Origin of the sequence: Pseudomonas sp. B34(2017) (assembly GCF_002112915.1) — a bacterium.
Taxonomy (GTDB): Bacteria; Pseudomonadota; Gammaproteobacteria; order Pseudomonadales; family Pseudomonadaceae; genus Aquipseudomonas; species Aquipseudomonas pharyngis.
The window spans coordinates 129,543-142,315 of the sequence record NZ_NEJA01000006.1; the positions used below are offsets into that span (position 1 = coordinate 129,543).

At 56.1% G+C, this 12,773-nt stretch carries 13 protein-coding genes and 1 pseudogene; 3 read left to right on the forward strand and 11 right to left on the reverse strand.

Annotated elements, in window-relative coordinates:
- Positions 1-100: 100 nt before the first annotated feature.
- From CAF80_RS19865 to CAF80_RS19885, 5 genes are all read right to left on the reverse strand, one after another.
- Positions 101-577 (reverse strand): hypothetical protein, encoded by a 477-nt coding sequence (locus CAF80_RS19865; RefSeq protein WP_074687828.1) that lies wholly within the window; start codon positions 575-577, stop codon positions 101-103.
- A gap of 149 nt (positions 578-726) precedes the next feature.
- Positions 727-1,749 carry an AbrB family transcriptional regulator gene (locus CAF80_RS19870; protein ID WP_074687827.1) on the reverse strand — a complete coding sequence of 341 codons (1,023 nt, stop codon included), beginning with the start codon at positions 1,747-1,749 and terminating at the stop codon, positions 727-729.
- Positions 1,750-1,788: 39 nt separating this feature from the next.
- Entirely contained in the window at positions 1,789-2,211 is a 423-nt protein-coding gene (locus CAF80_RS19875; protein WP_074687826.1) for an HD domain-containing protein, read from the reverse strand.
- A gap of 14 nt (positions 2,212-2,225) precedes the next feature.
- Positions 2,226-2,615 (reverse strand): hypothetical protein, encoded by a 390-nt coding sequence (locus tag CAF80_RS19880; protein WP_074687825.1) that lies wholly within the window; start codon positions 2,613-2,615, stop codon positions 2,226-2,228.
- Positions 2,616-2,816: 201 nt separating this feature from the next.
- Complete coding sequence (locus CAF80_RS19885; protein ID WP_074687824.1) at positions 2,817-3,230, reverse strand: hypothetical protein; 414 nt, start codon at positions 3,228-3,230, stop codon at positions 2,817-2,819.
- Positions 3,231-3,832: 602 nt separating this feature from the next.
- Here CAF80_RS19885 and CAF80_RS29105 point away from each other — a divergent pair.
- Both CAF80_RS29105 and CAF80_RS28690 read left to right on the forward strand, forming a co-directional pair.
- Positions 3,833-4,108 (forward strand): fructose-bisphosphate aldolase, encoded by a 276-nt coding sequence (locus CAF80_RS29105; protein ID WP_074687823.1) that lies wholly within the window; start codon positions 3,833-3,835, stop codon positions 4,106-4,108.
- Between the two features lie 485 nt (positions 4,109-4,593).
- Positions 4,594-5,454 carry a hypothetical protein gene (locus tag CAF80_RS28690; protein ID WP_074687822.1) on the forward strand — a complete coding sequence of 287 codons (861 nt, stop codon included), beginning with the start codon at positions 4,594-4,596 and terminating at the stop codon, positions 5,452-5,454.
- A gap of 86 nt (positions 5,455-5,540) precedes the next feature.
- Here the strand turns inward: CAF80_RS28690 and CAF80_RS19895 are convergent.
- From CAF80_RS19895 to CAF80_RS19920, 6 genes and pseudogenes are all read right to left on the reverse strand, one after another.
- Positions 5,541-5,720: pseudogene (locus tag CAF80_RS19895) on the reverse strand (cupin domain-containing protein); the annotation flags it as partial.
- A gap of 54 nt (positions 5,721-5,774) precedes the next feature.
- On the reverse strand, positions 5,775-6,419 hold the full coding sequence (locus CAF80_RS19900) for a hypothetical protein (RefSeq protein ID WP_074687821.1): 645 nt from the start codon (positions 6,417-6,419) through the stop codon (positions 5,775-5,777).
- 44 nt (positions 6,420-6,463) lie between these two features.
- Complete coding sequence (locus CAF80_RS19905; protein WP_011333561.1) at positions 6,464-7,012, reverse strand: cupin domain-containing protein; 549 nt, start codon at positions 7,010-7,012, stop codon at positions 6,464-6,466.
- Positions 7,013-7,217: 205 nt separating this feature from the next.
- Complete coding sequence (locus tag CAF80_RS19910; RefSeq protein ID WP_074687820.1) at positions 7,218-8,501, reverse strand: FAD-binding oxidoreductase; 1,284 nt, start codon at positions 8,499-8,501, stop codon at positions 7,218-7,220.
- Positions 8,502-8,554: 53 nt separating this feature from the next.
- A complete protein-coding gene (locus tag CAF80_RS19915) occupies positions 8,555-10,045 on the reverse strand; it encodes an aldehyde dehydrogenase (RefSeq protein WP_064595397.1) in 1,491 nt (496 codons plus the stop codon).
- Between the two features lie 270 nt (positions 10,046-10,315).
- The gene (locus CAF80_RS19920) at positions 10,316-11,692 is read right to left on the reverse strand and encodes a glutamine synthetase family protein (protein WP_011333558.1); all 1,377 of its coding nucleotides are present in this window, start codon (positions 11,690-11,692) and stop codon (positions 10,316-10,318) included.
- A gap of 282 nt (positions 11,693-11,974) precedes the next feature.
- Here CAF80_RS19920 and CAF80_RS19925 point away from each other — a divergent pair, with 282 nt between their 5' ends.
- Entirely contained in the window at positions 11,975-12,736 is a 762-nt protein-coding gene (locus CAF80_RS19925) for a gamma-glutamyl-gamma-aminobutyrate hydrolase family protein (RefSeq protein WP_074687819.1), read from the forward strand.
- The last annotated feature ends 37 nt before the right edge of the window (positions 12,737-12,773 follow it).

A 12,773-nucleotide genomic window follows, 5' to 3' on the forward strand; every position in this document is an offset into this window, starting at 1 on the left:
CACCCGTAAAGAGAGGGTCAGTCTGGGGGTAATTCAAGCTATAGAGCAAATATGGTTCAAAGATGTCAGCATCAATACTTTCACATCAACTTTCAGATACTTACTTCTCCAATTTAATTTCGAAATTTATTTCACGCGCGTAAGCAGGATCCATATCACTTCCATCGGGCCGACCGCCTTCGGCTTTTGCATTTATTAGCTTCCCTGTGATCTTGCCTTCGTGTGGTTCCATTTCAGCGATTCGCATGATGCCTTCGCTTATCCTGCCGCCGCTGATCATCAACTCTCCACCCTCCACCAGCAACGCACTAAAACCGCCTGAGCCAACGTTGTAATCAGTACCCGGTTTAAAATCAAAGTGCCTAAAATCCAGGCGAAACACCCAACCCTTCTCATCCTGAGTTGGCCCAAACCCCCAAAAATATCTTTGACCTTCAATCGTATGATAGCCATCGAATGCAATTTTTTTTATTGGTTCAAAATCGCTATTCGCGAGTGCAATTTTGAATTCCGCGACCAACTTCCCTACCTCTACACGGTCAACAGGGATAATTTCATCAACGCTGATTTTATGCATGATTAGCCACCTTCAGATTTTTTATAAAGACCCTTTCGGCTACACAATCTATACAATTAAACCAATAAACTCCCCTGTCAATTTTGACAGTATGGAAGAACAGTTCGATATATAGATCAGCGTTTTAAGACACAAAATCAATCAAGATCCTAATCGGCTGTGTTCCTCTCCCGCCGAGCCTGCACCAACAACGCCGGCGCAAAATGCAGCACCACCATTCGCGCCAGATGGTGAGTCAGGATAAACACCACATTCAGTCCGCCGGCGAACGCGACGATTGCGATGGTTTCGATTGCTCCTGGCATGTACGCGAGCCACAGCGACAACGCATCGCTGCCCAGCAATCGTGCCGCCGCCAATGCAAAAACCGCCGCGACCAGAATCATCAAACCCACCGACACCAACGCCGTGCGGCCATGACGTCCCAGTTCCGCGAGGCCCAAGCCCTGGAATCGGGAGCCGATCCGCACACCCAGAATCAGCGCCGCCAGATTCAAACTCCAGTCCGGCATATGAAAACCCTGCAGCCATCCCGATTTCACGAACACGGCGGTGATGATGATTGCCGTCAACATGAACGGCGCCGGCACGCCAACGGCCAGCAGCAAACGCCCGACCACCACGCTTAAACCGATCACTGCCAGCACGGTCAACGCCATGCCCGTCGACAGCGGATCGACCTCGACCGCCGCAACCGGTGCCGTTCCGGGAATCAGCAAACTCACCAGCACCGTGATCAGCAGCAGGCGCATCAAGTGCACGATGATCACCTTGCTCGACGCCTGATGCGATTCCAGCAAATCAAACACCGCCGCCAGCGCCCCCGGATACACCGCCAGCAACGCATCCGTGCGATTCCACCCTGCCCCGCGCGACAGCCACCAAGCAGCCAGCGCGACCTGCACTGCCAGACACAGCAACAACATGCCAAGGCTCGGCAACATCGTCGAAACAGTCGCGCTGTCCCACGCTTCGAACATCAACCCGGTAGCGATGCCCAGCGTGACCTGTATGTAGCCCAGACCATAGGGCGTCGCTGGCGCGAATTTGAATTTGGTGACGACCAGTGCCGTCACAAGAATCGAGCCCAACAGCAAACCGTGGGGCACGCCTTCGAACTGCAACAGCGCGCCGAAGCCGGCAGCAATCAACAAACACAGAATGGATTTCATGGTCGCCTTCCTGGCTATTCAAGGTGCTTTTCAGTTAAGTCAGGCGCGCAACCGTCCAATCGCCCGCCGATATTTTTCGATCCGCTCCAGATCCTCCCAACTCGGCGAGGCAATCCGCGACAGGTCGCTGTTCTCTTCCAGATCCGCCAGCTTCACCAGCCGTCCGATCGGGTTCTGCGCCGCGCGCTCGACGAAGTCCTCGTAGGATTCGCCGGGCACTTTGGTCACCGACTCGATGGCTGACAACACTTCTTCGCTGAAGCCTTCCTTGCGCAAATCATCCAGGCTGATGCCGCAATCTTCGACCACATCGTGCAGCACCGCGACGATGCGTTCTTCCAGGCTGCTCATGCGCAACATGACCTTCAGCGGATGCAAAATATACGGCGCACCACCCTTGTCCACCTGCCCCGCGTGGGCCGTGGCGGCAATCGCGATGGCGCGTTCCAGAGTCTGGGTCATGGAGGTTTCCTCGGTCAGACGCCGTACCGGCCGCCAATATAGAAGTGGCGCTTGAACCAGCGCCCGATCGCCTGCAAACGCCCGGCTGGCTGCGCCGGCTCGGCGTAGCGCTGGAGGATCAGCGAGACCAGATCAGCCTGACTCTCCCCCGAATGCGCGTCCATCAATTCGACCACCCACGCACATCCGGCCTTCTTCAAATGCTCACGCCATTCACCGGGCCAGCCATCCAGCTCATCCAGCGCCAACCACCGCGCACCACCCTGCTCGACATGCCCGCCGCCAATCGATTGCTCGAAGCAGAACGGCGTCGCCGGGCGGGACAGGTCGATGCTGAAGATGTAGATGTCCTGGGTTTGGTGCTGCGGCGTGGGGGCGTTGTTGCGGCTGCCGATGTGAATCATGCGCGGTTCCGTCCGTGGGAGAGGCGTTACAACTTGTTTCGCAGTCTACGTCGTGGTGCCAATGGGGGGAACCTTTGGCGATGAGCCGGGGTGTGGCAAGTGAAAAATTTGACTGGGTAGTCCGGGGATTTCGTTTCAGTCGGCCACAAAAAAGGGACACCGTTGGGTGTCCCTTTTTGCGTTTGGATTCAGGTTGATGGATCAGCGTTTCATGGCTTCACACTGGTTGCGCAGATCCCCGTCACCGATGCTCGCACAGCTGCTGCCCTGCATCGCTTCACAGAAGGAGCGTTTGTCACGATCCTGGATACTCGCGCATGAACCGCCTTTCTCCCCTTCGCAAGCGGTGCGCAGATCGTAATTATCGATCGAGGCACAACTACTGCCTTTCTTGGCGTCGCAATAGGCGCGCTGGTCACGATCCTGGATACCAGCGCATGAACCACCCTTCTCCGCTTGGCAGGCCGTGCGCAAATCGTAATTGTCGATGGAATAACAGCTGCTGCCTTCCTCCATGGCCTGGCAATAATTGCGTTTGTCTGGGTCAGTGATGCTGGCACAACTGGCGGAAACGTAACCGCTGAACAGCAACAACATCGCAAGAATCAGTTTCATCTCACACATCCCTGGGGTTGCCGGGAAACAGCCTGGCACTGGTTGATCCGTTCGAAATGAGCGTCGCGACACGCCATCAAATTGACATCGCTTTTCAGGAAAGTTCCGGGGCGGGGATGAGGACTGGATTTTGGGATCTGAAAACTTCGTAGGAAATGACCGCGCGTGGTGAGGGAGCTTGGTCTCGATGGGATGCGAAGCAGGCCGAGATTCGATGAGTCATTTTCCCTGACACTCCGTAACCCTTGATTTACAACGGCTGCGCGGCGGAACGGGAGTCAACTCTCTGACCAGACATGGCTATTTTGCGTCCTACAGGCTGATTGCGACGGTGGGAATCGGTGCCTAGAGTGGGTCTGTCGCTGAACGAATTTGGCGATAGGGTTTCGCAGCCCTGACGATACGTGTAGTAACCTGACGCCCCCAAAACGGTGACGGTCGCAATAGCGTCCGACAACCACTCAATGGTGGCTGTGTGTGGGAGATCTTCGGGTCTGCCGGGTTCCTCGTATCCTCGGTCTGCGAACCCGCACATGGCTACCACCCTTCGACTCGCAGCGAGCGGCAGTAGCTCTTCTCACGGATACGAGGAAGCTTTACTTATGCCGATGGATAAACCGCTCCGCAATTACGCGAATATGTCCCACCCCGCCACTGAGCAGCCCGTCCTGTTCGTGGATACCGACGCGCCACTGAATGACCTCCACGCCTGCGCTAGTGAGCGCCTCAATGCTGTCCTCAAATACCTCGACCTAATTGCCTGCGCTCAACTCCCCGACCACGCAGAGCACGACATCAATACCGTCACTACAATCGCCAGAATCTTGGTTCAGGACGTGAGTGACGTGTTTCGGGTGATAGAGAAGCGGGAGATTTGACGCCCTAAGTTAGGACTCGCTACGTTTCAGCAACAGAGATCATGCTTCTTTTGCGAATTAGCTCAAGGGCCGACTCCCGATACAGCTCAGAAACCACCCCTGTGTTTCTCAGAAGCGGCTATGGAATTCACGATTTCAATTTGATAGCTTCAACACCAGCCATTGGCCATCAGCAGTTCGGCAAGCAGAAAAACGCCGAGTATTTAGTGACTCGCGGCTGTGATTTTTCTAACGAAACCTTCAAAAAGTAAGGAAGGAAATATGACAGACAGAAGACCTATTAACCCTAACGTCACGGTTCCTAAACCTGGCGGCGGGGAGCAACCTCGCTCCAGAAATAGTGATGGCCAAATCCGCGACAAACGCAGTGATGCGGGCAAGCCAAAGAAAAAATAAACTTAAAGGTGACAGATTCATAAAGAAGATCTGTCACCTTTCTTCCGTAGATCATAAATACTCCAGTTAGAAGGAGCTCTAGGCATTAGATGAGAAAAGTAATACCAAATGCCGAATGGTACAAAAGCAAAAGTGCAGACGGCAACGTCGCTAGTGCATGCCCTTATGCCAACGCACATAAATGCCCGAGATATTATTCAAGCTTATATTTGCTTGGAAAAACAAAAGTCACGACTTCCATTGCAGAAGATAAAATAAAAGCACTTGACGAATTCTGGGAAAAATCTGAAATACTACCAATCATCGCAGAAGACGACAGCAGCATTTTTGGTAGCGATGGAAAGAAATCATATATAAATTTTTGCCCGGAAATAGCTTTTTCATATCTAGGGTATTATGCAAACAACCTGATTAGCTACGCAGATGAAATAGATCAAGATATTGGCCAGCGAATTGCAGAGAAAGAAAATCTAGATAACAACTGGCGGCACTACTGGAGCAGCGTATCAGCCTGCCACTATTTAGAATGCACAGCTTTCAATCAAACAGAGATATTTAATAAAAAAAATGCAACCACACTTGAAAAGCTAGCACACCAAAACATTATCAAGCTTATTGAAAGAATGGAGCTATGCCTCGAAAACAGCGACCCAACGGGAACACTACATGCAGCAGCAAACATTTTGGAAACCATGGCAAAAGACCTTCTTGGAGTTCCGAGCATACAAAACCAGACACTAGGAAGCTTTATAAGTAAATATGAAAATGAATCAAAACTCCCGCCCATCCTAAAAAGCGTCGCAAAGGAGATTTACAATTTAAGAAACAGCACCCCACTGAGCGGGCACGGCAGCATTGCCCAACCAGACATAACACTACATGACGCAATTATAATTTCGGCAAGTACAAAATTTATTGTTGAGGTCGAATACCGGCTAAAAAAAACCTAGGAAGCAACCTATGAAAGTAGCCCCCCCTGTGATTTCTTTTGCAAGGAAAAAAATCAAATACGTAATAATCAGAAGCAAAAACTTCGTCAAAAATTCGCCGGCGTATTCGCACTAATAATCTCCGCCTCATCCGCCCCGACATTCTGGAACTTGTGCGGCAGCGTCGTTGGAAAATAATACCCATCCCCCGCACTCAACACACTCACCGACCCATCCACCGTCAACTCCACAGTCCCACGCGTCACCAACCCAAGCTCCTCACCTTCCGAGGACAGACTCACACAAATAGATCTGCACCTTTTCTGCATTTCTCTAACAAATCACTCGAGTTTTTTTTCGCATACATATGTGAAATGCGCCAATTTATAATCTGTAATTTCATTCATCATAACCTTGCAGTCTTTACCCTTGAAGCTCTCAGAAACAACGCTACCCGGGTACATATTCCACAATTTATTATTCACAAGAACGCTTGCAGAATCATTCAGATACAAAGAAGTAACAGAAACTACCATATCCAGTCCTGAAATTTTCTTAGATGCGTGCTCTGCAATAGAAAACTCGGAAGCATCACTATACAAACTGGACAAAAAATCACTTTTTTTCTTTAGGTCACTCTTCGCGACCTCAACTTGGCCTTGTAAATCTAATACTTTTCGGTCGTGCTCAGCTCTGACTCTATCCATTTCCAGATTTTTTTCCGAAAGGTCCGATCGGGCCTGACTTAACTCGACCTTCAATTTTTCATAATCAAAAATAGTTGATAGTTTTTGATCAAGATGGGCAGAAGCAGCGTCTATTCTCTTTATCGTCTCAGGCAGCGTCCATTTGTCAGCTTTCTCATAGCCCTCAACAATGGATGTTAATTCCGCAAGCCTATCATTTCGCATATTCCAGGTAGCTGTCGCAACAGCACAAACCAAAGCAAAACCACCCACCGTCACTTGTGTAAAGCTGAACTGCATTGACTATTCCCTTAATCAAAAAAAATTATGGCGACCAACAACCTTTAAAAATTCGCCGGCGTATTCGCACTAATAATCTCCGCCTCATCCGCTCCAATATTCCGGAACTTATGCGGCAGTGTCGTCGGAAAGTAATACCCATCCCCCGCACTCAACACGCTCACCTGCCCATCCACCGTCAACTCCACGGTGCCGCGCGTCACCAACCCGCACTCTTCACCTTCCGCGTGAACAATCGGCTCTTCCCCGGAACTCGCGCCCGGTGCGTATTGCTCGCGCAGCAAGCGCATCTGGCGGCTGGGGACCGAGGCGCCGATCAGCAGCAGGCGCAGGCCGTGGCGGCCGAGGTCGGGTTGTTCGTTGGCGCGGAAGACGTATTGGTGTTCGCGGGGGGGCTGGTCGAAGGTGAAGAAGTCGGCCAGGGACATCGGGATGCCTTCGAGCAGCTTTTTCAGTGAGCTGACGGAAGGACTGACACGATTCTGTTCGATCAGGGAGATGGTGGCATTGGTCACGCCGCTACGCCGGGCCAGCTCGCGCTGGGAGAGTTTGTAGCTTTCGCGTACTAGTTTGAGTCGAGAACCCGTATCCATGACAGCCTTATGTGAGAACGACTTAAGGGCGATGGGGGTGGGTGGCGGGTGCCGCGCAAGGCGCGCGGATCACGTTGCTCCCGTGTCCCGGAACCGTGAAAGGCGGCTATTAAATCACGTTTGTCGGTGTTGCTCAGCAGGTTCGATAGACGGCACATGAAAAAGCCGGCGACGCCCTTTTTGGGGCAGCCGCCGGGGAGGTAACTCAGATGCCGAAACGGTCGCGCAGCGAGTAGTACACGGCGCCGAGGGCGGTCAGCGGCGCGGAGAAGGTGCGGCCGCCGAGCATCGGCATGTGTGGCAGGGAGGCGAAGGCGTCGAAGCGTTCGGCGTCGCCGCGGATCATTTCCGAGATCAGTTTGCCGGCCAGGTGCGAGCAGGTGACGCCGTGGCCGCTGTAGCCCTGCATGTAGTAGGCGTTTTTTTCGATGCGGCCGAATTGCGGCATGCGTGACATGGTCAGCAGGAAGTTGCCGGTCCAGCGGTAGTCGATTTTCACGTCCTTGAGCTGCGGGAAGGTCTTGAGGATCTTCGGGCGGATCAGGGTTTCGATGTCGTCCGGTTCACGGGCGCCGTAAACCACGCCGCCGCCGTAGAGCAGACGGTTGTCGGCGGTGAGGCGGTAGTAGTCGAGCAGGTAGTTGCAGTCTTCGACGCAGTAGTTGTTGGTGATCAGGCTGCGGGCCTGTTTTTCGGTCAACGGTTCGGTGACGCAGATCTGCGAGCCGCACGGCATGCTCTTGGCCGTCACGCGATTGTCGAGGCCTTGCGGCAGATAGGCGTTGCCGGCGATCAGCAGGTACTTGGCGCGGACCTGGCCTTTGGCGGTGCGCACGACGTTGGGCTCGCCGTATTTGATTTCCACGGCAGCGGACTGCTCGTAGATCTTGCCGCCCAGACGCACGATGGCCGCGGCTTCACCGAGGGCCAGGTTCAGCGGGTGAATGTGGCCGCCCTGCATGTCCAGCAGACCGCCGACGTAGGCGTCGGAACCGACTTCGCGACGGATGTCCGCAGCGTCGAGCATCTTCAGGTTTTTATTGCCGTAACGTTCCCAGCTGCGTTTTTGTTCGGCCAGGCCGTTCAATTGTTTCTTGTTCATCGCTGCGAAGATGCCGCCCGGGCGGTAGTCGCATTTGATGTCGTATTCCTTGATGCGCGAACGAATGATGTCGGCGCCTTCGAAGATCATGCTGCCGAGGATTTCCGCGGTCTTGTCGCCGTAGCGCTCTTCGATCACGTCGACGTCACGGCTGTAGGAGTTGACCAGTTGGCCACCGTTGCGACCGCTGGCGCCGTAGCCGACTTTCGCCGCTTCCAGCACCGTCACCTTGTAGCCGGCTTCGCTCAGGAACAGCGCCGAGGACAGGCCGGTGTAGCCGGCGCCGATGATGCAGACATCGCACTCCACCGAATCTTCAAGCGTCGGGAAGTCGATGACTTCGTTGCGGGTGGCGGCGTAATAACTGTTGACGTGTTGTTGTTTCATTATTGTTCTCCGAGGAACGCCGGAAAAACCGGCGTCCACCGTTGTAAATAGAATTAGAGCTTGATCCAGGTCGCTTTCAGCTCGGTGTACTTGTCGAACGCGTGCAGCGATTTGTCGCGACCGTTGCCCGACTGCTTGAAGCCACCGAACGGCGCGGTCATGTCACCGCCGTCGTACTGGTTGACCCACACGCTGCCGGCGCGCAGGCCACGGGCGAAGGTGTGAGCCTTGCTCAGGTTGCTGGTCCAGACCCCGGCAGCGAGGCCAAAGATGCTGTCGTTGGCGATGTGCAGTGCTTCTTCAACGGTGTCGAAGGTGATCAGCGACAGCACCGGGCCGAAGATTTCTTCCTTGGCGATGGTCATGGCGTTGGTCACGCCGTCGAAAATCGTCGGCTCGATGTAAGTGCCGCCGGTTTCCTCGAGGGTGCGTCGGCCGCCGGCGATCAGTTCGGCGCCCTGCTCGCGGCCGATGCTGATGTAGCGCAGCACGTTGTCCAGTTGACGCTGATCGACCACGGCGCCGACGGTGGTCGCCGGATCCAGGGCGTGCCCCGGTTTCCACGCTTGCAGCGCTTCCACCAGCAGCGGGATGAATTGCTCGCGGATCGAACGCTCCACCAGCAGGCGCGAGCCGGCGGTGCAGACTTCGCCCTGGTTGAACGCAATGGCGCCGGCCGCCGCTTGTGCTGCCGCGCGCAAGTCCGGTGCGTCGGCAAACACCACGTTCGGGCTCTTGCCCCCGGCTTCGAGCCAGACGCGTTTCATGTTGCTTTGGCCGGCATAAATCATCAGTTGCTTGGCAATCGCGGTGGAGCCGGTGAAGGCCAGCACATCGACGTCCATGTGCAGCGCCAGCGCCTTGCCGACGGTGTGACCGAAGCCTGGCAGGACGTTGAACACGCCTTTCGGAATGCCGGCATCCAGCGCCAGTTGCGCGATGCGGATCGCGGTCAGCGGGGATTTTTCCGAAGGCTTGAGGATGAACGAGTTACCTGCCGCCAGCGCCGGGGCGAATTTCCAGCTGGCCATGATCAGCGGGAAGTTCCACGGCACGATCGCAGCAACTACGCCGGACGGCTCGCGAGTGACCAGACCGAGTTGATCGTGCGGGGTGGCGGCGACTTCGTCGTAGATCTTGTCGATCGCTTCGGCGCTCCAGCGGATCGCGTTGGCGGTCGCCGGGATGTCGATGCTCATCGAGTCGCTGATCGGTTTGCCCATGTCGAGGGTTTCGAGCAGCGCCAGTTCTTCCTGGTGTTGCAGGATCAGGTCGGCGAAGCGGATCAGGATGCGTTTGCGTTCGGCCGGGGCCTTGTTCGCCCACACGCCGGAATTGAAGGATTGGCGCGCGGCTTCGACGGCGAGGTTGGCGTCGGCTTCATCGGTGCTGGCGACGGAGGCCAGGAAACGGCCGTCGACGGGGCTCAGGCATTCGAAGGTTTCGCCGCTGATGGCCGGGCGGTATTCGCCGTTGATGAAGGCACGGGATTCGAGGGTCAGGGACTGGAAGCGTTGTTCCCAGTCGTTGCGGGTCGTTGTCATGGTGGTGGCTCGACGCGGGGGAATTTGGGGGTGTCTGGTGTGTGTGTGTTCGGCTTGAGATGGCTGCCCTCACCCTAGCCCTCTCCCGGGGGGAGAGGGGACCGACCGGGGGATGCTGGAGAGCTCCGCCGACCTGAAACATCTCTTCCGAATCCATAATCGACTGGATCGGTCAGGTCGCCGGAAATCCCGAGACAACTCGGTCAGTCCCCTCTCCCTCCGGGCGGTCCGACGTATCGGGAGGGTTAGGGTGAGGGGCTTTTAAAGGCCTCACACCGTATGCAGATACCAGTTGTACTCAAGGTCAGAGATCGAGTTTTCGAACTCGGCCAGCTCGCTTTCCTTGCACGCGACGAACACGTCGATGTACATCGGGTCGATGTAGCGGGCCATGACTTCGCTGTCGTCCAGCTCACGCAGGGCGTCGCGCAGGTTGTTCGGCAGGCTCTGTTCGTTCTGCTCGTAGCTGTTGCCTTCAACCGGGGCGCCCGGCTCGATTTCGTTGGTCAGGCCGTGGTGGATACCGGCCAGCACCGAAGCCATGAGCAGGTACGGGTTGGCGTCGGCACCGGCGACACGGTGCTCGATGCGCACGGCATCCGGCGAACCGGTCGGCACACGGACAGCCACGGTACGGTTGTCGATGCCCCAGCTCGGCGAGTTCGGCACGTAGAACTGTGCGCCGAAGCGGCGGTACGAGTTGACGTTCGGGCACAGGAAAGCCATTTGCGCAGGCAGGGTCTCCAGCACACCGCCGATCGCGTGGCGTAGCGCGGCGTTCTGCTCGGGATCCTCGCTGGCGAAGATGTTGTTGCCTTCTTTGTCCAGGATCGAAATGTGCACGTGCAGACCGTTGCCCGCCTGGCCCGGATACGGCTTGGCCATGAAGGTGGTGTCCATCTCGTGGTCGTAGGCGATGTTCTTCACCAGACGCTTGAGCAGGACGGCGTAGTCGCACGCCTTGATCGGGTCGGACACGTGGTGCAGGTTGACTTCGAATTGCGCCGGGGCGCTTTCCTTGACGATGGCGTCGGCAGGAATGCCCTGCTCCTTCGCGCCTTCGAGGATGTCTTGCAGGCAGTCGACGTACTCGTCGAGGTCGTCGATCAGGTAGACCTGGGTCGACACCGGACGCTTCCCGGAGACTGGCGAACGCGGCGATTGCGGACGGCCGTTCACGTTATCCTGGTCGATCAGGTAGAACTCGAGTTCGAACGCGGCGCAGATAGTCAGGCCCAGTGCGTCGAACTTGCGCACCACGTTGGCCAGCACTTCACGCGGGTCGGCAAAGAACGGCTCGCCTTCCAGTTCGTGCATGGTCATCAGCAGTTGCGCGGTCGGACGCTTCTGCCAGGGCTCGATGCTCAGGGTGCCGGGGATCGGGTAGCAGATGCGGTCGGCGTCGCCGATGTCCAGGCCCAGGCCGGTGCTTTCCACCGTGGAGCCATTGATGTCGAGGGCAAAGAGCGAGGCCGGCAGGTTGATGCCTTTCTCGTAAACCTTGTGAAGACTGGTGCGCTCGATGCGCTTGCCGCGCACCACACCGTTCATGTCTGCAATCAGAAGGTCGACGTACAAAACCTCAGGATGTTTCTTAAGGAATGCGTTTGCTTCGTTGAGTTGAACGGCACGCAGAGGGACCGACATGATGCACCTATTTAGCTGTTAATTATTATGTTCACTGCTGTTTCGCTGAGCCAGTCAACCCGAACGGCAAAGTGAAGTCAATAGCGAACACAGGGCCGCCCAGCGTTTATTTTTCGGGCTTTTTTTAACACTCTCGTGCCAATACAGGCGCCAGAGCCCCGGTCTTGATAAAGATTTGATGAGCGGCGTTTAGAATTTTTTACATGGGAGTTGTTAATTAAAATCAACGAGGCTAAGCTCCGGAAAAGCTCGTTCAAGTGTCAAACTTCGAGGTGAATAAAAATGGCATTCAAGCCATTGATCGGCGTTACTGCGTGCGTCAAACAGATTGGCCTGCACCCCTATCACATCAGCGGCGACAAGTACGTTCGCGCTGTCAGCGTTGCGGCGCTGGGGTTGCCCGTCGTCATTCCTTCCCTTGGCCAACTGACTGAAATCGAAGACCTGCTGGGTCAGCTCGACGGTCTGTTGCTGACCGGCTCGCCGTCCAACGTGGAGCCTTTCCACTATCAGGGCCCGGACAGCGCTCCCGGCACGGACCACGATCCGGCGCGGGATGCCACTACCCTTCCTCTATTGCGTGCAGCCATCGCGGCGGGCGTTCCGGTACTCGGCATCTGCCGCGGTTTCCAGGAAATGAACGTGGCGTTTGGCGGCAGCCTGCACCAGAAGGTGCATGAGCTGCCGGGCATGCTCGATCACCGCGAAGCCGACAGCCCGGACGTCGCCGTGCAATACGCCCCGGCCCACGCCGTGAAGGTATTGCCGGGTGGTGTGTTCGAAGCGCTGGAGCTGCCGGGTGAATTCCAGGTCAACTCGATTCACAGTCAGGGCATCGACCGCCTCGCTCCCGGCCTGCGCGCCGAAGCCGTGGCGCCGGATGGCCTGATCGAGGCGGTCTCGGTGGAGCACAGCCCGACCTTCGCCCTCGGCGTGCAATGGCACCCGGAATGGCAGGTGCTGGACAACCCGAACTACCTGCGGATTTTCCAGGCATTCGGCGAGGCTTGCCGCCAGCGTGCGGCGCGACGCAACCAGCGCTGACGCCACCCAAAGATTGCAAAACCATTTACTGCCCCCG

What these genes read in the sequence shown, in the direction of transcription:
- CAF80_RS19925 (WP_074687819.1), top strand. Translation starts at nt 11,975, where the DNA reads ATGGCATTCAAGCCATTGATCGGCGTTACTGCGTGCGTCAAACAGATT.
- CAF80_RS29105 (WP_074687823.1), top strand. Translation starts at nt 3,833, where the DNA reads ATGCCGATGGATAAACCGCTCCGCAATTACGCGAATATGTCCCACCCC.
- CAF80_RS19885 (WP_074687824.1), bottom strand. Translation starts at nt 3,230, where the DNA reads ATGAAACTGATTCTTGCGATGTTGTTGCTGTTCAGCGGTTACGTTTCC.
- CAF80_RS19910 (WP_074687820.1), bottom strand. Translation starts at nt 8,501, where the DNA reads ATGAAACAACAACACGTCAACAGTTATTACGCCGCCACCCGCAACGAA.
- CAF80_RS19915 (WP_064595397.1), bottom strand. Translation starts at nt 10,045, where the DNA reads ATGACAACGACCCGCAACGACTGGGAACAACGCTTCCAGTCCCTGACC.
- CAF80_RS19870 (WP_074687827.1), bottom strand. Translation starts at nt 1,749, where the DNA reads ATGAAATCCATTCTGTGTTTGTTGATTGCTGCCGGCTTCGGCGCGCTG.
- CAF80_RS19900 (WP_074687821.1), bottom strand. Translation starts at nt 6,419, where the DNA reads ATGCAGTTCAGCTTTACACAAGTGACGGTGGGTGGTTTTGCTTTGGTT.
- CAF80_RS28690 (WP_074687822.1), top strand. Translation starts at nt 4,594, where the DNA reads ATGAGAAAAGTAATACCAAATGCCGAATGGTACAAAAGCAAAAGTGCA.
- CAF80_RS19880 (WP_074687825.1), bottom strand. Translation starts at nt 2,615, where the DNA reads ATGATTCACATCGGCAGCCGCAACAACGCCCCCACGCCGCAGCACCAA.
- CAF80_RS19865 (WP_074687828.1), bottom strand. Translation starts at nt 577, where the DNA reads ATGCATAAAATCAGCGTTGATGAAATTATCCCTGTTGACCGTGTAGAG.
- CAF80_RS19875 (WP_074687826.1), bottom strand. Translation starts at nt 2,211, where the DNA reads ATGACCCAGACTCTGGAACGCGCCATCGCGATTGCCGCCACGGCCCAC.
- CAF80_RS19905 (WP_011333561.1), bottom strand. Translation starts at nt 7,012, where the DNA reads ATGGATACGGGTTCTCGACTCAAACTAGTACGCGAAAGCTACAAACTC.
- CAF80_RS19920 (WP_011333558.1), bottom strand. Translation starts at nt 11,692, where the DNA reads ATGTCGGTCCCTCTGCGTGCCGTTCAACTCAACGAAGCAAACGCATTC.